Origin of the sequence: Microbulbifer sp. GL-2 (assembly GCF_007183175.1) — a bacterium.
Classification (GTDB): domain Bacteria; phylum Pseudomonadota; class Gammaproteobacteria; order Pseudomonadales; family Cellvibrionaceae; genus Microbulbifer.
This window is the reverse complement of the sequence record NZ_AP019807.1, coordinates 2,642,633-2,662,319: the sequence shown is the minus strand read 5'-3', so window position 1 is coordinate 2,662,319 and position 19,687 is coordinate 2,642,633. Positions and strand designations below refer to the sequence as shown.

General features: G+C 54.5%; 18 protein-coding genes. 8 read left to right on the top strand and 10 right to left on the bottom strand.

Going from position 1 to position 19,687, the window contains the following annotated elements; all coding sequences use genetic code 11:
* Positions 1-14: 14 nt before the first annotated feature.
* The 3 genes from mreD to GL2_RS11550 all read right to left on the bottom strand — a co-directional run bounded on the left by mreD (position 15) and on the right by GL2_RS11550 (position 2,487).
* Positions 15-494: a rod shape-determining protein MreD gene (mreD, locus tag GL2_RS11560; protein ID WP_143730795.1), complete on the bottom strand. Its 480-nt coding sequence runs from the start codon at positions 492-494 to the stop codon at positions 15-17.
* Positions 481-1,323: a rod shape-determining protein MreC gene (gene mreC / locus GL2_RS11555; protein ID WP_143730794.1), complete on the bottom strand. Its 843-nt coding sequence runs from the start codon at positions 1,321-1,323 to the stop codon at positions 481-483. Before mreC ends, mreD begins: the two co-directional genes overlap by 14 nt.
* A gap of 129 nt (positions 1,324-1,452) precedes the next feature.
* Positions 1,453-2,487 (bottom strand): rod shape-determining protein, encoded by a 1,035-nt coding sequence (locus GL2_RS11550; RefSeq protein WP_020412569.1) that lies wholly within the window; start codon positions 2,485-2,487, stop codon positions 1,453-1,455.
* A gap of 361 nt (positions 2,488-2,848) precedes the next feature.
* On the opposite strand from GL2_RS11550, the gene gatC reads away from it, so the two are divergent.
* The 5 genes from gatC (at position 2,849) to cysZ (ending at position 7,382) form a co-directional block, all read left to right on the top strand.
* Complete coding sequence (gatC, locus tag GL2_RS11545; RefSeq protein WP_143730793.1) at positions 2,849-3,136, top strand: Asp-tRNA(Asn)/Glu-tRNA(Gln) amidotransferase subunit GatC; 288 nt, start codon at positions 2,849-2,851, stop codon at positions 3,134-3,136.
* A 73-nt stretch (positions 3,137-3,209) separates the two neighbouring features.
* Positions 3,210-4,655: an Asp-tRNA(Asn)/Glu-tRNA(Gln) amidotransferase subunit GatA gene (gene gatA / locus GL2_RS11540; protein WP_143730792.1), complete on the top strand. Its 1,446-nt coding sequence runs from the start codon at positions 3,210-3,212 to the stop codon at positions 4,653-4,655.
* 11 nt (positions 4,656-4,666) lie between these two features.
* Entirely contained in the window at positions 4,667-6,118 is a 1,452-nt protein-coding gene (gatB, locus tag GL2_RS11535; protein ID WP_232053606.1) for an Asp-tRNA(Asn)/Glu-tRNA(Gln) amidotransferase subunit GatB, read from the top strand.
* Positions 6,119-6,186: 68 nt separating this feature from the next.
* Positions 6,187-6,486 (top strand): PA4642 family protein, encoded by a 300-nt coding sequence (locus GL2_RS11530; RefSeq protein WP_143730790.1) that lies wholly within the window; start codon positions 6,187-6,189, stop codon positions 6,484-6,486.
* Between the two features lie 32 nt (positions 6,487-6,518).
* Positions 6,519-7,382 carry a sulfate transporter CysZ gene (gene cysZ, locus GL2_RS11525; RefSeq protein ID WP_143730789.1) on the top strand — a complete coding sequence of 288 codons (864 nt, stop codon included), beginning with the start codon at positions 6,519-6,521 and terminating at the stop codon, positions 7,380-7,382.
* 75 nt (positions 7,383-7,457) lie between these two features.
* Here the strand turns inward: cysZ and GL2_RS11520 are convergent, their stop codons facing one another.
* From GL2_RS11520 to GL2_RS11510, 3 genes are all read right to left on the bottom strand, one after another.
* Entirely contained in the window at positions 7,458-8,612 is a 1,155-nt protein-coding gene (locus tag GL2_RS11520) for a hypothetical protein (RefSeq protein WP_143730788.1), read from the bottom strand.
* Between the two features lie 564 nt (positions 8,613-9,176).
* Positions 9,177-10,475, bottom strand: a complete 1,299-nt coding sequence (gene rhlB / locus GL2_RS11515; protein WP_370452152.1) for an ATP-dependent RNA helicase RhlB — start codon at positions 10,473-10,475, stop codon at positions 9,177-9,179.
* 274 nt (positions 10,476-10,749) lie between these two features.
* Positions 10,750-11,367 carry a DoxX family protein gene (locus GL2_RS11510; RefSeq protein ID WP_143730787.1) on the bottom strand — a complete coding sequence of 206 codons (618 nt, stop codon included), beginning with the start codon at positions 11,365-11,367 and terminating at the stop codon, positions 10,750-10,752.
* Positions 11,368-11,505: 138 nt separating this feature from the next.
* On the opposite strand from GL2_RS11510, the gene GL2_RS11505 reads away from it, so the two are divergent.
* The 3 genes from GL2_RS11505 to GL2_RS11495 all read left to right on the top strand — a co-directional run bounded on the left by GL2_RS11505 (position 11,506) and on the right by GL2_RS11495 (position 15,412).
* Complete coding sequence (locus GL2_RS11505; protein ID WP_143730786.1) at positions 11,506-12,222, top strand: alpha/beta fold hydrolase; 717 nt, start codon at positions 11,506-11,508, stop codon at positions 12,220-12,222.
* Positions 12,223-12,439: 217 nt separating this feature from the next.
* Positions 12,440-13,804, top strand: a complete 1,365-nt coding sequence (locus tag GL2_RS11500) for an MATE family efflux transporter (RefSeq protein WP_232053604.1) — start codon at positions 12,440-12,442, stop codon at positions 13,802-13,804.
* Between the two features lie 123 nt (positions 13,805-13,927).
* Positions 13,928-15,412, top strand: a complete 1,485-nt coding sequence (locus tag GL2_RS11495) for a succinylglutamate desuccinylase/aspartoacylase family protein (protein WP_143730784.1) — start codon at positions 13,928-13,930, stop codon at positions 15,410-15,412.
* 17 nt (positions 15,413-15,429) lie between these two features.
* Here the strand turns inward: GL2_RS11495 and GL2_RS11490 are convergent, their stop codons facing one another.
* Genes GL2_RS11490 through hemA form a run of 4 tightly spaced genes read right to left on the bottom strand, consistent with a single transcriptional unit; the run spans position 15,430 to position 19,606 of the window.
* Complete coding sequence (locus tag GL2_RS11490) at positions 15,430-16,332, bottom strand: cation diffusion facilitator family transporter (RefSeq protein ID WP_143730783.1); 903 nt, start codon at positions 16,330-16,332, stop codon at positions 15,430-15,432.
* A 55-nt stretch (positions 16,333-16,387) separates the two neighbouring features.
* Positions 16,388-17,215, bottom strand: a complete 828-nt coding sequence (gene prmC / locus GL2_RS11485; RefSeq protein WP_143730782.1) for a peptide chain release factor N(5)-glutamine methyltransferase — start codon at positions 17,213-17,215, stop codon at positions 16,388-16,390.
* Between the two features lie 34 nt (positions 17,216-17,249).
* Positions 17,250-18,332 carry a peptide chain release factor 1 gene (gene prfA, locus GL2_RS11480; RefSeq protein ID WP_143730781.1) on the bottom strand — a complete coding sequence of 361 codons (1,083 nt, stop codon included), beginning with the start codon at positions 18,330-18,332 and terminating at the stop codon, positions 17,250-17,252.
* Positions 18,329-19,606, bottom strand: coding sequence for a glutamyl-tRNA reductase (gene hemA / locus GL2_RS11475; protein ID WP_143730780.1), 1,278 nt, complete (start codon positions 19,604-19,606; stop codon positions 18,329-18,331). The genes prfA and hemA overlap by 4 nt, the downstream gene beginning before the upstream one ends.
* Positions 19,607-19,687 lie beyond the last annotated feature (81 nt).

Below are 19,687 nucleotides of genomic sequence, written 5' to 3'. Positions count from 1 at the left end.
TGCTGACGCAATAGTCAGCGTATGTGAAGGCGATTACACAGACCTCTTAGGGGAGGTGTGACACAAGGCCAAAGCAGCGCTGTCGTGAGCGCCGGCCAAAGAAAGGTTAACCCTGGCACTGTTTTTCCCTCCAGCCCGTGTACCCAGTTACCTACCACCTGATTGATACCTACCAGCACAAAAACCCACAAGAGTTGTTGCGCCGGGTTGAAAACCCTGGTGCGCTGGTAGGTCAACAAGCTGAAATAGGCCAGCACAGACAATGCAAGGGCATGGGTACCCAGGCTTGCTCCGGTCACCAGATCCTCCAGGATCCCCACCAACCAGGCAAAACCCACACCGAGGACTTGAGGCATACGCGAGACCCAGAATATGACCAGTAAGGCAGGAAATGCCGGGCGAAACCAAAGCCACTGCTGTGGCAGGGGCATAACCACAAGCAGCATAGAGAGAAAAATGGTAGTGGCGATAAACCAGCGACTACTCGCTTGCAAGGCCCGACCCCCTGTCACTGATGACAGCCAGAACAAAGCGGCTGCGATTCATACGCCCACGGGGCAGCACTTCTGCCTCGGCAAAGGGCTTACCCGGATCTCGGGTGACCGACATCACCTCCCCCACCGGGTAGCCAGCCGGGAAGCGCCCCCCCAAGCCAGAGCTGAGTAGCAGGTCTCCTTCACGGATATCACTGGTATTAGCCAGATGCCGCAGCTTGAGCCGGTATAGGTCCCCAGTACCTTCGGCCACTGCACGCATGCTGTTGCGTAACACCTGCACAGGGATGGCATGGCTGGAATCTGTGATCAATAGGATTCGGCTGAATGAGTTTCCCGCTTCAATGACCTGACCAAGTAATCCGCCGGCATCCATCACCGGTGTGCCCACATCAATACCGTCATCCCGACCTTTATCGATCAGCAGCACATGTTCCAGAGGGTCCGGGGAAACACCGATAATTTGCGCGACCAGGACTCGATCATCGACCATTTCGGCCGAATTCATCAACTCTTTGAGCTGGGTATTTTCCGCCTTTACCGCAGCCAGCAGCTGGCTGCGCTGCTCCAGCAGTAATACCTGGCGCTTCAGACGATCATTTTCTTCCAGCAATTCGTCGCGGGAACGAAACTGCTCGCCCGCCCAGTCAGTCACGCGTTCTGGCGTGCCGGTTATCCAATAGAGGGGAGCGACAGCATCGAAAAGGCGCTCTCGGGCCGAATGGAGCCAGTCGGTGTAATAGCTCATCGCAAACAGGGAGATCGCCAAAATAGCCAGAGTAATCAGGCGGGTCTCTTGGGAGGGGCCGCGGGTAAATAGCGGTTTCAAAGGCAGCCCCCTTTGGACAGAACAGTTTTTATTGGTTTCACAATATATCGGATGTCACTGCAACGTGAAACTAACCGCCAGTGCGGAAGCCCGCTGATAAAATTGAGGACCGCCTTGGCCTCGATTAACTCAGTTAGACATCAGGTACAGGCGGCTGCGATCCAGCATATCCAGTGCCTTGCCGCCACCTCGGGCCACACAGGTCAAAGGATCGTCAGCGACGATCACCGGCAAACCGGACTCCTCCATCAGCAGCCGATCCAGGTCGCGCAACAGGGCACCACCTCCGGTCAGCACCATGCCACGCTCGGCAATATCCGAAGCCAGCTCAGGTGGAGACTGCTCCAGGGCACTTTTCACCGCCTGCACAATGCCGGTCAGAGGCTCCTGCAGGGCCTCAAGAATTTCATCGGAGTTGAGGGTAAAACTGCGAGGCACCCCTTCCGCCAGGTTCCGGCCGCGCACATCGATTTCACGAACTTCACTACCCGCATAGGCACAGCCAATTTCTTCTTTTATGCGCTCAGCAGTGGCATCACCAATAACACTGCCGTAGTTACGTCGCACATAATTGACGATGGCCTCATCAAAACGGTCACCACCAATGCGTACCGAGTCAGAGTACACCACGCCATTCAGGGAGATAATAGCGATCTCAGTGGTACCACCACCGATATCCACCACCATGGAACCGCTGGCCTCCTCCACATTCAGGCCTGCACCGATCGCCGCAGCCATAGGCTCTTCAATCAGGGACACTTCGCGCGCACCTGCACCCAGGGCAGACTCGCGAATCGCGCGGCGCTCCACCTCGGTAGACTGACATGGCACACATACCAGTACGCGGGGGCTCGGACGCATCCAGCTGTTTTCATGCACTTTCTTGATAAAGTGCTGCAACATTTTCTCAGTCACCTGAAAGTCAGCGATAACGCCGTCCTTCAGTGGGCGGATGGCCGTGATATTGCCAGGAGTCCGACCGAGCATACGTTTGGCTTCTACACCGACAGCCTCAACGATTTTCTGGCCATTGTAGTGACGGATAGCGACGACTGATGGCTCGTCGAGAACTACGCCGCGATCGCGAACGTAAATCAGCGTATTGGCGGTTCCCAGGTCAATAGAGAGATCACTGGAGAACATGCCCCGCAAACGTTTAAACATGGAATTCAATTACCTTGTACTAATTGTCAGCCCCCAGGTAGGGCACTGCGGGCGCGGCTTATATTATGGATACAAATCCTAGTTAGTCCGCGCAAATAATTCTGAGTTCCGAGCCGCATTTCGAATCGGAATTTACGCAACACGCCGGAGTCTCTCATCGCCCGGCAGGATTCGGCAAACTCTAACAACGGCACCGGTTCAGGGCAAGGCTGAAGCAGGGCTAATCGATTGCAACGAGCCGAGACCACTAGGATCGATGAGAATAGTGGACTGTTGTGCTAAATTTGCCGGTTCTGTTCGGGCGCCTGCCTGAGGCAGTCACAGATAGATTCGCAACTCATGCTGGAGGAGCCCCATAGCCATGGCAGTGGATACGCAAACCGTAGAAAAACTGGCGGAACTGGCCCGCATCGCCATATCCAATGAAACGATTGAGGAAGTCAGCGGCCGCCTTGGCGACATCCTGCAACTGGTCGACCAGCTGCAGGCTGTTAATACCGACGGCGTCGCTCCCATGGCACACCCACTCGATGAAGTGCAGACCCTGCGCAGCGATGCCGTAACAGAATCCGACCAGCGCGAGAGCCTTCTGGCTCTGGCACCCCTGGCAGAAGAGGGACTCTATCTGGTACCCAGGGTGATTGATTGAACCGCAGGTACCACCGTAAACCCACCTGAATACCAATAGTCCCCAGTCTGCCCAGAGTCTTTAAGGGAATAACATGCATCAGCTTACTATCGCCGAGATTATCCGAGCACTTCGGAGCAAAGAATTCTCCAGCACTGAGATAACCCGCCATTTGCTTGACCGCATCCAACAGCTGGATAGCAACTACAACAGCTTTATAACCGTAACCGAAGAGCTGGCCATGGCCCAAGCAAAAAAAGCCGACCAGCGTCTGGCAAAAGGTGAGGCACCGGCATTGTGTGGCATTCCCATCGCCCACAAGGACATTATCTGCACCAACGGAATACGTACCAGTTGTGCTTCAAAAATGCTAGATGACTTCATTCCTCCCTACGACGCGACCATTGTGGAAAACCTGAATACGGCGGGTACAGTCACTTTGGGTAAGACCAATATGGATGAGTTCGCCATGGGCTCTTCCAATGAAAGCAGTTACTACGGCCCAGTGAAAAATCCGTGGAATACCAGCTATGTACCCGGCGGTTCCTCCGGCGGCTCAGCCGCTGCGGTGGCCGCCTTACTGGTACCGGGTGCCACTGCTACCGATACCGGTGGCTCTATCCGCCAGCCGGCAGCCCTGACTAACACTACCGGGCTTAAGCCAACCTATGGCCGCATATCTCGCTGGGGCATCGTCGCATATGCCTCCAGCCTGGACCAGGCTGGACCTATCGCACGCAATGCGGAAGATACTGCCTACCTGCTGTCAGCAATGGCCAGCCACGATCCTAAAGATTCGACCAGCCTGGATCATCCACCGGCGGACTTTACCGCTGGGCTGAACAACTCTATTGACGGCATCAAGATCGGTATCCCCCGGGAGTACTTTGGCGAAGGGCTGAATACCGAAACTGCAACCCGCATTCAGAATGCGCTCAAGGAGCTTGAACAGCTCGGTGCACAATTGGTTGATATCAGCCTGCCCCACACTGAGCTGGCGATCCCCGCTTACTATGTAATCGCGCCAGCTGAAGCCTCTGCCAACCTGTCCCGCTTCGACGGTGTGCGCTACGGATATCGTTGTGAAAAGCCGTCTGACCTGCGCGATCTGTATATGCGCTCCCGCGGCGAAGGCTTTGGCGAGGAAGTTCAGCGCCGAATCCTGGTGGGTACCTATGCTTTGTCAGCCGGCTATTACGACGCCTACTACAACAAAGCACAGCAGGTGCGCCGCCTGATTAAACAGGATTTCGTACAGGCTTTTGAAAAAGTGGACGTCATTATGGGCCCCACTACCCCCTCCCCGGCCTTTGAGCTGGGTGCCAAAAGTGCAGACCCAGTAGCTATGTACCTCGAGGATATCTACACAATTGCCACCAACCTGGCCGGTCTGCCAGGAATGTCTATACCCTGCGGGCTGGTGGACAATATGCCGGTTGGCCTGCAAATCACCGGCAACTACCTGGATGAGGCACGCATGCTCAATATCGCGCACCAGTACCAGCAGGTCACCGACTGGCACAAAGCCAGTGCCGTATAAGGAGAAATATTGTGGAATGGGAAATTGTTATTGGGCTGGAAGTTCACGTACAGCTCTCCACCGAATCGAAACTTTTCTCCGGCGCGAGCACCCGTTTTGGCGCAGCTCCCAATACCCAAGCTTGCGCGCTGGACTTGGCAATGCCTGGAACCCTGCCTGTACCCAATGAGGAAGCCTTTCGCTATGCCGCAATGTTTGGCCTGGCTATGAATGCGGAAATCGGCAAGCGCTCCGTTTTCGAGCGCAAAAATTATTTTTATCCGGACCTACCCAAAGGCTACCAGACCACTCAGTTGGACCAGCCGGTTGTTGGAGACGGTGAAGTGGAAATTCACCTGGAGGATGGCAGCAGTAAGAAAGTACGTTTGCACCATGCCCACCTCGAGGAAGATGCCGGTAAATCCCTACATGAAGACTTCCATGGCATGTCTGGAATCGACCTCAATCGCGCCGGCACCCCGCTGATTGAGATTGTCTCCGAACCGGATATGCGCAGCGCCGCCGAAGCAGTCGCCTACCTGAAAAAAATTCACAGTATAGTGACCTACCTGGGAATCTCTGACGGAGATATGTCACAGGGCTCACTGCGCTGCGATGCCAATGTCTCCGTGCGCTTAAAAGGCGAGGAGAAACTGGGCACCCGCACCGAGTTGAAAAACATTAATTCATTCCGCTTCGTCGAGCGCGCAATTAAAGTGGAAGCTGAGCGCCAGATTGACATTCTCGAGGACGGCGGCAGCATCACTCAGGAAACTCGTCTCTACGATGCTGACAAAAATGAAACCCGCTCCATGCGCAGCAAGGAAGTCGCTAATGATTATCGCTACTTTCCGTGCCCTGACCTCCTACCGGTAGTACTCACCGAGGAGTACATCGAACAGCTGCGCAAGACGCTGCCGGAGTTACCGGATGCCAAGGCCAAGCGCTTCCAGTCCGAGTACAAACTCTCCGCCTATGACGCAGACCAACTGACCCAGGAGCGCGTCAGTGCAGATTATTTTGAAATCGTATGTAAGTCCTGTGACGAACCCAAGCTAGCCGCTAACTGGATAACCGGAGAGCTGGCAGCACTGTTAAATCGCAGGGAGATCGGCATTACCCAGTCCCCTGTTTCTGCCGAACACCTGGCTGGATTAATTTCACGTATAAAAGACAATACAATTTCCAGCAAGATCGCCAAACAGGTGTTCGAAGCAATGGCAGAAGGCGAAGGCAGCGCAGATACAGTGATTGAAAAGCGCGGCCTGAAACAGGTATCCGATACCGGCGCCCTCGAAAAAATGGTGGATGAAGTTATCGCCGCAAGTGGTGCCCAGGTGGATAATTATCGCAAAGCTGATGAATCTAAGCGCCCGAAGATGATGGGCTACTTTGTTGGCCAGATAATGAAGGCCTCCAAAGGGCAAGCAAACCCGCAGATAATTAATAAGATACTCAAGCAAAAGCTGGAAGCCCTGCTTTAAATATCAATTTTTTAAATACACGAGCCGGGCTTCAACCCAGTGACATTGAGAGAAGTAAGGATAAAATTTTGAGCCTGAAGAAAGACAAGCAGAAAGTCCTCGGGGAAGTTTTCGATAAAGAGCGCATCGCTGGATTCCTGATTGGTGAAGCTCCTGAAGGGGTCAATCGGGATTACCACCTGCTTGAGCGTGCCTATCGCAGTATGAAAGCGGAAAATTTCGCCACCTTTGTTCAACTATTCCTTGCCGAAAGCATGGATCTCAACAGCCTGGGCCCCGATGGCAAAACACTGCTTGCCCGAATTGATGAGCATCGCCAGAGTAGAGAGTACAGTGACATACTGAAAGCCGCCGGTGCTGGACAATAAATCCTGGCTCCACGCTAGTTAGAGGTAGATTTATGACATCAAATCCCGTTCACGGTATCAACGCATTGGTGCGCGGCGTCCATCTTATAACCAGACGCGAACTGCGACCCTTTATCCTGGTCCCACTACTGATCAACCTGGTGTTGTTCATTATTATTAGCGGCATCATGATTTCTCAGCTGGGCGGTCTCAGCGATTATATCGGCAGCCTGCTCTCTCACACTCCCGTCGATACGGAAAACATGTCATGGTGGGAATCTATCATGGCCAATGGCGCAGCCTGGACAGCCAGTATTTTTCGCTGGCTAGCCTGGATCATTGCGTTTCTGGTGCTATTTCTTTTTTTCCTCATCTACGGCTACCTGTTTGGCATTATCACTAACATTATTGCTGCGCCTTTTAACGGCATTCTCGCGGAAAAAGTGGAAGAACTCCTAACCGGCAAGGCCCCACCGGCAGAACCATTATTACAAATGATATGGCGAACCCTCGGGCGGGAACTGCGGAAACTGGGTTACTTTATTTTTTGGGGCTTGATTATTTTACTGGTTGCCACAGTCACTAGCTGGACAATTGTGATTCCGGCGCTATTAACCGCTGTCTGGGGCGCCTGGTCCATGGCCATCCAATACGTGGATTACCCTCTCGACAACCATCAACGGCCATTTGACGAGCTTAAAAAGGTATTGCGTCGTCGCAAACTGACCAGCCTCGCTTTTGGCGGTACCGTGATGCTGGCGAAGATGGTGCCCATTGTAAATATCTTTGTGATGCCTGCCGCTGTAGCCGGTGGTACTGCATTGTGGATCGAACGCCTGCGTAAGGAAGGGGATCCCGGCACAGATACTTTTCCCACACAGCAACCGGGTAACTCATCAGGCAAAAGCATTACCTGATTTCCTACACGGGGCTCACTATGGGCCCCACTTTCAAGTTTCTTCAATACAATTCGCGCTTACAGCAACTTCCATCTACCTTCCCGAGCGTTTTTTCTTTTTGAGCAGTCGATACCAGGGCTCTTGCACCTGGGCAACATGTGCTGTTGATGCAAGACATTGCACTAGTCCCTCCAATTCTTCCATCAAGGCAGCATCCATAAACTTTTCAGTCATTAGTGCCTGGATTCGACCTATCAACAGCGCATCGCGCAAACCAGCCGGATCCTTGATGCCAGCCACAAACATCTCGGGAAGCCATTGAGCCAGATCCTTCGCCCGCAGCCGGTCATTACCCTGATCGGGATATGCGCTGAAGTCGTTACTGAATGCCAGGCCTGACTTGTGTGGCAGAAAATGATTATTTAAAAGGTGATTTGAGGCCTTAAACCTCAAGAAAAACTGTTCTGCATCCCGACGGGAGGGGTATAACTCAGAGTCATCCGCTTTCATCATTGGTTTCAGCTTATTGATCTCCGATTCAGCAACTCCCAACTCAAGTAACTTGTGAGTTAACAAGAACTGCTTGCGACCAACCCCTTCATTGACGCGACAGCTGGGAATTTCTACTCGAGCCCCCAATAGCGCAGAAAAATCACTAACAATATCTCCCCCAACCAAAGCACTGCGTGAAAAATCCCTGACATGTAAAGAACCCCTGCCAAACACTTCCTCCCATAGTTTCAATTTTGCAAAATAGTCATAGTAGATTTTGATATTTTCATCAGAATCAGGAAAAGCCCCTTCTGAATGCCCCAATAACTTGCTGGAAGAGCTTAGGTTCAGAACCGAACTTCGCGCAGCCTGTTTTTTAAAGGAGATTGCTTGCAGATCCTGCCTGCGCAGATAAACAACGATCTGGATATGATCAAAATACTTCATGCAGATCTGGCGAATCCGCTCTATATCCTCATGGCGATAGAGAAAGCAGAGGTGCTCGGCTGAAACTATTGCCTCCTCACTACCACCCTTTGCTGCAGCAAAAAGCTCCTCAAGACGCCGGTTGGGTTGATACAACAGCCGGCCATCTTTTTTGGATACATCAATACAACCCGAAGAGTTGCCCCTTTTTCCAAGGGAAAGAAATTCAACTCCCGCAGACCTCAACTGTTGCGAATACTCTTTCATGGCGAGCTGTAGTGAGCTGGAGCCGGTTTTATGAAAACCGATATGCAGGTGCAGGGTTCGCATCCTAGATACAACAACTCTACATAGGGGAAAGAAAATCGAACGCAGATAAGCCGAGCTGCAACCTGCGTATTATTTGAGTAACAGTATTCAATTTAATTCTAGGACAAAACTGGAAGTTTAAATAGGCGACAAAAGTAAAGCTGGTACAGACGTCACAATCTTAGCCTTGAAGAATATTGGACCAACATTGGGAGGCCAGCAGGCCTAATCTTTTTTACCGAAAAGCACCAGACTGGTCTGCCGAAATATGATCCCGCAACCAGAGCAAAAGGAAAAACCTGATAAATGCTCCCGAACCGGGAGCGGCCAGGCATGTAGAAGAGGTTACGGCGGTAAACCGCAACTGGGGCACCAGAACCGTAAACAAGGCAGGTAGGATACGGTGAGCGCGACGCCCTTAAAGGTGTGCCAGGGAAAAACTACCCGCCAGTCCTGCATGGGCCAGCAGAACCGCTAAAGCACACAACCCGTCAGTGTCGCGCCGGCACCCAAGAATACTCACAAGCTAAAATCACTAACGCTCAAAATCGGTAGCAATTTCCGCTTTGGGATTCGCGTCATTCCTTAGTGGCGGCGGGGCCGGCGGTTGCCGCCACTGCTATGGCGCCCACCTCTATTATCATGGTGACTACGCTGCACTTTCACTCGCGGGGGTTCCACCAGCAACTCCTCAGGCGGCACCTCACACTTAAGCTTTCCACCCAGCAACTGTTCAATCGGCTCAAGTCGCATAGAATCATCTTCACAGGCAAAGCTGATAGAAGTACCGGTTTTACCGGCACGACCTGTACGGCCTATGCGGTGAACGTAATCTTCCGGCTCCTCCGGCAGGGTGAAGTTGACCACATGACTGATACCATCGATATGGATTCCACGGCCGGCAACATCAGTTGCTACCAATACTTTGGTTTTTCCTGATTTGAAGTCATCCAGGGTACGCACACGCTTATTCTGAGCGACTTCCCCGGATAGCAGGCCGGCGGAAATACCATGGGCGATAAGGTGCTCGTGCAAACGTCGGCACTGGTCGCGGCGGTTGGCAAACACGATCAGGCTGTCCACATCTTCACGCTGCAAGATGTTGTAAAGCAACGTATATTTTTCTTCGCTGGCAGCCAAGTAAACATGTTGCTCCACACTGTCGGTGGCAACACGCTCAGGCTCAATTTCCACAATCACCGGATCATCCGTCCACTGTTCAACAAGGGAGTCGACCTCTGGAGTGAAGGTCGCAGAAAAGAACATTGTTTGGCGGTGGGTTTTGCGGGGGGTTTGACGCACGATCCGGCGCACCTGGGGGATAAAGCCCATATCCAACATACGGTCCGCTTCATCAATCACAAGGACTTCTACCTGATCCAGATAGCAATCACGATTGCCGACAAAGTCCAGCAGGCGCCCCGGTGTAGCAACCAGAATATCTACCAAGCGCTCATTCAGATTGCGTTGCTGCTTGTCGTAATCCATACCGCCAACCAGAGTATGTATTTCCAGGTCGGTGTACTTACATAGAGCTTTAGCGTCGTCGGCGATCTGCATCACCAGCTCACGCGTAGGAGCAATAATCAGTGAGCGGGCCTCACCAGCGTAGCGCTCCCCCTCAAAAGGGTGGCGCAACAAGTCTTCAATTACAGTGATCAGGAAAGCAGCTGTCTTACCTGTGCCCGTCTGGGCCTTGCCCACCAGGTCGTGACCATTCAGCGTGTGGGGCAGTGAGCGCCCCTGGATAGGCGAGCAGTACTGGAAGCCGAGATCGTGAATACCCCGCATCAACTCCAGAGGCAGACCCAGGTCATGGAAGCGAACCTTGCCCTCCTCCGCGTGAACCTGGAACTCCTCAATAGACCAGGGAGTGGCCGCCATTTCCGCCTTTGGCTTACGATTGCGGTAGCGGCCCTTGTGGGAAGCTTTGCCGCTGCTCCGGCGCGAATTCCCCTCGCCTTGACCAGATTTACCCCGAGCGGATTGGCCTTTTGAGGCCCGATCAGTCGGGTTCTGGTCGTCTTTACGGCGCTTGGAGCGCTCGTCTCCCTGGCGGGGGCTCTTGTCCTCATTGGAGGAGGAACGACGGAACAACTTTCCTATCAAGTGATATACTCGCTCAAATGTTCAAATAATCGGCGAGTATACTATCACCCTAAGTGGATTCCCGCCTGCTTAAGTGGCGGCACAGCCAATAATCGAGGCTGAAGAAACGCCCCGCTCCACTGCAAAGCAGTGCTAGCAGCATAATGAAGTAGGTCGCTGAAAACTCAATACCATTCTTCAGGATCGTGACGCCGCCCGCCTCAGACAGCCACTCGTAGTTGCCGTGTTCTTTCAAGAGTTCAACAACCCTGTCCTTGCGGGTAATGGCTTCATCAATCAGATCTTCACGCCACTCCCAGGGAGCCACTAAAGTCTTGTCCGGCAAAGCTGACCACCCATTCTCCCAATGTGCTGTTACAGCGGCCACCGCCATCACAAACATCAGAGGAATCGCCACCAAGCGGGTAGCGAAACCAAACAGTAAAGCAATACCACCAAAGAACTCGACTAATGCAGCTGCCCAGGCCATAAACATCGGAGCCGGCAGGCCCAATCCCCAGTCGGGATTACCAAACCAGGCTGCCACATCATCAATACTGCCCATCTTATTGAGCCCGGCCATGATAAATATCGGTGCCAAGTAGATTCGCAGCGCCAAGGGCCCGAGCCAGTCGATTTTACACACGAAATGCAGAAAGCAACCGTACCAGCTGCTCAGGATATTCATCGCACTACTCATCCTTTTTCACTCTCTTTTCAGTATATTTGTTCACTTTAGTCGAGCGAGCAGGACACTTCTTACACAAGGGATCGAGCCCCCTGCTTACTATGCTTGTTCCTCTATAAGGCGAAATGGGAGCTGCGGGTGGGGAATACCTATCTACTGGTCCACGGTATGTTTCTCGGGGGCTGGTGCTGGGCGCGTGTAGCCAAGCACCTGACTGCTGCAGGGCATCGGGTTTTCACCCCCACACAGACGGGCCTGGGCGAGAGAAACCATTTACTTTCACCTTCTATAGGCATGGATACCTTTGTGCAGGATCTGGTGAACGTGATTGAATTCGAGGAGTTGGAACAGGTAATCCTGGTGGGACATAGCTTCGGCGGCATGGCGGCTACCGGGGCTGCCGATGCCCTGCCGGAGCGTATTCGCCACCTGGTCTACCTGGATGGTGCCATTCCGCAATCCGGTCACGCTTTTGCCGAACAATTACCCACAGAAATCCGCTCCAAACGCCTGGCCGCCTCGCGGAAAATAGGTAGTACCCTCTGTTTTATGCCAATGGCCCCCAGCCTGCTGGGAATAAAGGCCCCCGCCGATATCCACTGGTTAGCCAGGCGCATGACCCCCCACCCAGTCAAAACCTATCTGGACCCCATTCATTTGCGCCAAACAGTAGAGCAGGGCCCTGCCTGTACATATATCCGCTGTACCAACCCGCATTATTTACCAGCCAATATAAGCGGAGAACACGCACGCAGGATCCCAGGTTGGCACTATCGGGAAATTGCGGAAAACCACGGTTGCATTATCAATGCGGCACATTCAGTCGCCGAATTATTACAGGAAATTCCTCCGTAGCCGCTGGGCGGGAAGTGGTTTTCGCCGTAAAATAGCCGACCTTTTTGGCGACGGGTTACCTGTGCTGTAGATTCCCTTCAGCCACCCACCCAGCCTTGAAGGCCATTTGGCAACGCCAATAAATCCGATAAAACTGTATTGCCACAGTCTTCTGTTGGAATTGGCTGATACCTCACAATTATCCATAGACACAGTCCCAAGAAACCTGGTTCTTCCCTTGTTTAAGCTTTATCGACGCGCCATTTCAACCGAGCTATCCCACCTGACCACACTGGGCGGGCCACTAGTGGTCAGCAACCTGGCGGTGGTGAGCATGGGAGTTGTGGATACTATCGTTGCTGGTCGCGCTGGCGAGGTGAACCTGGCGGGTCTGGCACTGGGCTCCAGTATCTGGGCGGTGTGTGCGGTGACCCTGATTGGTCTCCTCGCCGCAATCTCTCCAGTCGTTGCCCACCTGCGCGGCGGACAGGATGAAGAAGGCTGCGCGAAACAACTGCACCAAGCCCTGTGGATCGCTCTTGTGGGGGGTATCCTTGTGCTCCTCGCTTTGCTTGCGGTACCGGTATGGAGCCAATGGATAGATACAGAGGAGCCCGTGCGCAAGGTTTTACAAGGCTATATTCTGGCCCTCAGCATCGGCACACTCCCCTTTGCCTTGGGCACCGCTCTGCGCGGTTACTGCGAGGGTATGGGACAGGTGCGCCCGGTGATGCGTATATATCTGGCTGCTGCCGTGCTCAACCTGCCGCTGGATATCCTCTTTGTATTTGGTGCCGGACCGATTCCCGCCATGGGCGGTGCCGGCTGTGGCTGGGCCACAGCCGTGGTCAGTTGCCTGATCGCCCTGGCACTGTTTTGGCATGCCGGCAACGATCCGGCCTATCACTCCCTGAAACTCAGATTGCTGCCTTCCAAACCTCACTGGCCAACCCTGCAACACTTGCTCGCTGTGGGCTTGCCGGTATGTGTGGGTGCCGCCGGCGAAGTAACATTCTTTGCCAGCCTCACGATATTGTTGGCGCCCTATGGCGCCGCAATTGTGGCCGCACATCAGATCAGCATGAGCGTTGGTTCTATTTTTTACCTGGTGGCACTCGCCCTGGCACAGGCACTCAGTATTCGCACGGCGCAACTACTCGGCCAAGGCCGCCCCAAGCGGGCTCTGTTTACCGGCAAGGTCGGTATCGGCACAGGAATGATTTATGCGTTGTGTACCGGCATTCTGCTGATCACCTTGCGTAGTCTGTTCGTGCAAGCCTATACAAGCAATACAGAAATAATCGCGGTAGCCACTAACCTGCTGCTACTTTGCGCCGCCTTCCAACTGGTGGATGTAGCCCAGGCCATGACCTGGGGGGCACTGCGAGGCTACAAGGACACCCGTGTTCCCATGTATATCCAACTGTTTTCATACTGGCTGGTGGGGCTCACCAGTGCTTACTGGCTGGGGGAAAACTACTGGGGTGTTTACGGCTACTGGACCGGCGTCTGTATTGGGCTTGGCACGGCTTCCATTTTAATGGTACTGCGACTTCGGCGCACCGGCCGCAAGGCAATACTCAGTGCCCATAGGGCTCAATAGTCCGCGATCTGTCACATTCTTGGGGAACGCTTTGACTATACTGGCGCTCAAAGTCCCCATATGTGCCGAATGCAAGTCAATAATCGACACAGCCTGCAATAAGAAGTTGACCGGAGTTACCGAATGATTTTGCGCCTCTCTCAGGCCAGGCCGCGCCGCCTGCTAAGCCTCGCCCTGTTTTTGACCTCGACCCAGGCAGCTGCCCTGAATGAGGGTGACAAAGAGCAGGAACAGGTTGTGCCCAAGGCGGAAAACCTGCAGCTGGACCAACCGGTAATTTCAGAGCTGGGCCCGCCAACAGGTACCGAAGACCGTGCCGAGCCTGTGGCAGCACCTGTAGAGAGTTCAGAAAGCGAAGAGCAACAAACCCTGCCAAAGGCAGAAAACCTGCAGCTGGATCAGCCGATCAGTGAGCTTGATGCTACCTCCAGCACGAAAAAAGAGCCGGAAGCTAAACCCACTGTGGAGCCAGCCACCCAGGCAAGGGAAACCTCAAGCGGAAGCCTCTCCATAGAAGTAGAGAAAGCCAAGCCACTGCGCCTGCTCGGCGCTGAGGTACCACCGGCCACCTCCACCCGACTGGCCTGGTCCCCAAGCCAGCATTTCGAAGGGGTTTACAGCCCTACAGCCGTGCTGGTGGTCAATGGTGCAAAACCTGGGCCGGTACTCTGCCTGACTGCTGCGGTTCATGGGGATGAGCTTAACGGCGTAGAAACAGTGCGAAGGGTTATGTATGACCTCGATGCCGAGCAGCTAAACGGAGCTGTTATCGGCGTACCTATTGTCAATCTACAGGGGTTCCACCGCAGCTCCCGCTACCTCACTGATCGACGCGATCTCAACAGACACTTCCCTGGCGACCCCAATGGCTCTTCCGCCTCTCGCATCGCCAATTCGTTTTTTCACGAGGTGATCAGCCATTGCAATGCGGTGGTCGACCTGCATACAGGCTCCTTTTACCGCACCAACCTGCCGCAGCTGCGTGGTGACTTGAGCAATCCCAAGATTGTGAAGATGACCAAGGGCTTCGGCTCCACCGTAGTGCTGCACAGCGCAGGGGCCAAAGGCACGCTGCGCCGCGCCGCTGTGGAGGCAGGCATTCCCACAGTGACCCTGGAAGCCGGTGCACCGATGGTTCTGGACGAGCGCTCAGTCAGTCACAGCGTGAAGGGGATACGCACCCTTCTGAACCAGCTGGGGATGGTGAGCAAATTCCGTTTGTGGGGGGACCCGGAGCCGGTGTACTACAACTCCACCTGGCAGAGATCCTCCAATGGCGGCATTATTTTCAGCGAAGTACAGCTAGGGGAGTTTGTACGTAAAGGGGATCTGCTCGGTACAGTCACCAACCCCATCACCAATGTGCGCACTGAGATTCGCTCAGAGCACAACGGGCGTGTTCTCGGTATGGCCCTCGATCAGGTAGTACAACCCGGCTTTGCCGCCTATCACATAGGTATCCAGGCTCCACAGGAACAGATCAGTAGGCCCCAGGAGGTAGTGGCGGAAGAGCCTATCAGTGAAAAACCCCCGGTGCAGGCGGGTAAAGCAGTGACAGCGCCCTCCTCCACTGACACCCCTGCGGAGTTACAGATCGAGGATGATTAAAAAGCCGTGAGCTTGGCCTAAGCCCCGCTAACCTTGTCGATAATAATGGCCTTGGCCTGCTCGATAGGCTCTGGCTGCAGGGTAATATGGTCGATACCAAAGCGCTTGATCAGGGTTTCCCGCAAGCGCTCCAATACCGCTGGCCAGGCTTGCAGGTCATCCACCACAATATGTGCTGACAGGGAGATGGTGCTGGAATCCAGGCGCCAGATATGCAGGTCATGCACCGAGCGCACCCCGTTAACCTGTGCCAGAGTTTCCCCCACCACCGGCAGGCTCAACTCGCGCGGCACTCGCTCCATCAGAACATCTACCGCATCGCGCAGCAGGCGCACACAGGATATCAGGATCAAAAAACAGATCAGCAGCGACAACAACGGATCGATGGGTACCCAGCCGGTAAAATAAATCACCGCACCCGAAATAAGTGCCGCCACTGAACCCAGCATATCCCCCATCACATGCAGTAACGCACCACGGATATTGAGTGTGCGTTCGCCACGATAGAGGACCCAGGCAGCCACAATATTAATCAACAAACCCACAAAGGCGATCAGCATTACTGTGCCGCCGTGTACCGGCTGTGGATTGTGTAAGCGATTGATCGCCGCAAAGGAAATAGCCGCAACAATTAACAGCATAATCAGGCCGTTGGTGACCGCCGCCAGTACCTCAGCTCGCCCCCAACCAAAAGACAATTCTCGGTCAGCTGGTTTTTTTGCCAATACTGCAGCAACCGCGCCAAGCGCCAGGGCAAAGGAATCCGTGAGCATGTGTCCTGCATCACTGAGTAGCGCGAGGGAACCCGACAGCCAGCCACCAACAGCTTCGACAAACGAAAATCCCAGCGTGAGAATCAGGGCAATAAGCAGCGGGCGCAAAGCGCCGTTGCCATTGCGATGGTGGACGTGATCGTGCATAGGTTCCCTCCCAATTCCCCTCGGGGACTGCTCATCTCTACTTATCGACCGCGGGCTATTTGCGCCCCTGCGTTATTCTCTCCCAGCCGGAGAAATCCTTGCGACTCTCCACATCCCGGTAACCGGCAGCAGTAAAGATTTCTCGAACCGCCTGAGCTTGCTGCCAGCCATGTTCCACCAGCAGCCAGCCATCTTCCCCGAGAAAGTCACCAGCCTGCGCGGCTATATGCTCGATATCTGCAAGCCCTTGCCGCTCCGCTACCAACGCTGTACTCGGCTCGAAACGCACATCGCCCTGGCTCAGATGGGGGTCGGCCGCATCGATATACGGGGGGTTGCTGACGATGAGGGAAAAATGCTGAAGTGGTAATTGTGCAAACCAATCGCTTTTAACAACTTTTACATTGGTAAAGCCAAGGCGTTCGCGATTGTCCTCGGCCAGCACCAACGCCGCCTCAGATTTCTCCGCAGCGACAATTTGCCAGCCCGGTTTTTCTGAAGCCAGTGCCAGGGCAATCGCACCGGTCCCAGTGCCCAGGTCGAGGGCATGCAAAGTACTTTGTGGGCAGAGCCGCAAAGCGGTTTCCACCAGCAACTCGGTATCTGGACGGGGAATCAGGGTGGAGGGATCGACCTTTAAAGTAAGTGACCAGAACTCCCGCTCACCGGTCAGGTGCGCCACCGGTTCACCCCTCTTACGCCGGGCCAGTAACGCCTCGAACTCACCCTGCTCGGCAGCAGTGAGTTCATATTCCGGCCAGGTGTAAAGCCAGGTCCGCTCACGGCCGAGAACATGGCCGAGCAGCACTTCTACATCGAGTCGCGCCGATTCACTATCGGTCAGCTCAGCACTGCGAGCGACATTTTCCTTGACGCTGGTCACCGGAAGGAGCTACCTGCAATGCACAAACTCACCATTACTGCCCCATGGCGGCCAGCTGATCCGCCTGATGCTCAGTGCGCAGCGGCTCAATCACTTCTTCCAGAGCGCCCTGCATCACTTCATCCAATTTATACAAGGTCAGGCCGATACGGTGGTCAGTCACCCGCCCCTGGGGATAGTTATATGTACGGATACGCTCGGAACGGTCACCGCTACCAACCAGGCTTCTGCGCGCATCGGAAATCTCTTGCGCCGCTGCCGCCTCTTGTTCGCTTGAGAGCTTGGCCTGTAACAGCGCCATCGCTTTGGCCTTGTTTTTATGCTGGGAGCGTTCGTCCTGGCACTCCACCACAATTCCCGTAGGCAGGTGGGTCAGGCGCACAGCAGAGTCAGTTTTGTTTACGTGCTGGCCACCGGCACCGGAGGCGCGGTAAGTATCCACACGCAGATCAGCCTTGTTAATTTCAATGGCATCACGCTCATCAGGCTCCGGCATCACCGCTACAGTGCAGGCAGAGGTGTGAATGCGCCCCTGGGACTCTGTTTCCGGGACCCGCTGCACACGGTGAGCACCGGATTCAAATTTCAATTTGGCGTACACATCTTCGCCGGCCACACGAGAGATAATCTCCTTGTAACCTCCGTGCTCACCAGCATTTTCGCTGACGATCTCGAGACGCCAGCCCTGTTTTTCCGCATAGCGGGAATACATGCGAAACAGATCGCCAGAGAAAATTGCCGCCTCATCACCACCTGTGCCAGCGCGGACTTCCAGGAAAACATTCTTGCGGTCATTGGGGTCGCGGGGCAGTAACAATGTCTGCAGCTCATGCTCCAACGGTTCTACCTGGGTCTCCGCCTCGCGCAGTTCCTCCTGGGCCATCTCACGCATTTCCGGATCGCTCTCGTTGAGCATTTCACGCGCAGCGGTCATGTCTTCCTTCAGCTGCTTATAGCGGCCATAGCATTTAACCACTTCCTCCAGCTCCGAGTACTCCCGCGATAACTCGCGGAACTGCTCTTGGTCGGAAATCACACTGGCATCGCCGAGCAGTGCGGACACTTCCTCGTGACGCTCCTGCAAAGTCTCCAGTTTATTCAGTAGCGATTCTTTCATCTGTGTTTTTTCTCTGATTCGATATCGGCGAGATCGTCCAGCCCGACAACTTCACGGGCGATACGCAGCCGCTCCAGGTCGCCCTCGGCAGTCGCTTTTTTGATGCTGATCGTAGGCGCGTGGATCAATTTATTGGTCAATGAGCGTGCCAGCTGCTCCAGTAGACGGCGCGGGTCCTCCCCCTTGTCCAGCTGCAGCATCACCCGCTCCAATTCAGTGCCACTAATCTGCTGAGCACGCTGTCGGTAACTGCGAATGGTATCCACAGCGCCAAGCGCACGGCTCTCTTTGGTAAATTCTGCCGCAGCGACATTGATAATTTCCCTGGCGGCCTCCGCCGCTCGCTCGCGGGAGCGCATACCCTCGTCGATTACACCGCGCAGATCATCCACGGTATACAGGTAAACATCGTCGAGCTCACCGACTTCGGACTCGATATCCCGTGGAACCGCGATATCCACCATAAACATCGGGCTATGTCGACGTTTGCGCAGAGCCGACTCCACCGCTCCCTTGCCCAAGATCGGCAACTGGCTGGCGGTAGAACTAATCACAATATCCGCACGGGCCAGGTGCTCGGGAATATCGGCGAGCAGGATGGCCTCGGCACCAAAATTCTCCGCCAGCAATTGCGCTCGACTCAGAGTCCGGTTGGCTACGATCAGCTGCTTGATGCCCTGGTCCAGCAGATGGCGAGCAACCAATTCCACGGTCTCGCCCGCACCGATCAACAGTGCGGTTTGTTTCTTCAGGTCGGTAAAAATACGCGAGGCAAGGGAAACCGCGGCATAGGCAACGGACACCGGGTTTTCGCCGATGGCCGTTTCTGTGCGCACCTTCTTCGCCACCGTAAACACTCGCTGGAACACTCGGTGCAACTCACTGCCAACACTACCGGACTCACGCGCCACCGCATAGGCAGACTTGATCTGCCCGAGGATTTGCGGCTCCCCCAAAACCATTGAGTCGAGGCCACAGGCGACGCTCATCATATGGCGTACGGCTTCTTCCCCGCTGTGGATATAACTGCAGCCTTTCAATTGCTCCAAGGGTACCTGGTGATATTCCGCCAGCCAATGCAGAAGGGGCTCAGCTTCCAGGTTCCCGTAGATCTCCGTGCGGTTACAGGTAGAGAGAATTGCAAGCTCCCGGCAATCGAGCGCCTTGCGCGCATCCCCCAGGGCACCGGGCATCACCTCGGGAGCGAAAGCGACCCGCTCGCGCACCTCAATGGGTGCACTATCGTGGTTGATCCCCAGGGTAAGAATTGGCATAGAGTTCCGTCGGCGTTAAATCTAGGAGTACATCATCCGTATTGGGGGCGCATTTTCACGGGCCGCCGCTTTGCTTGCAAG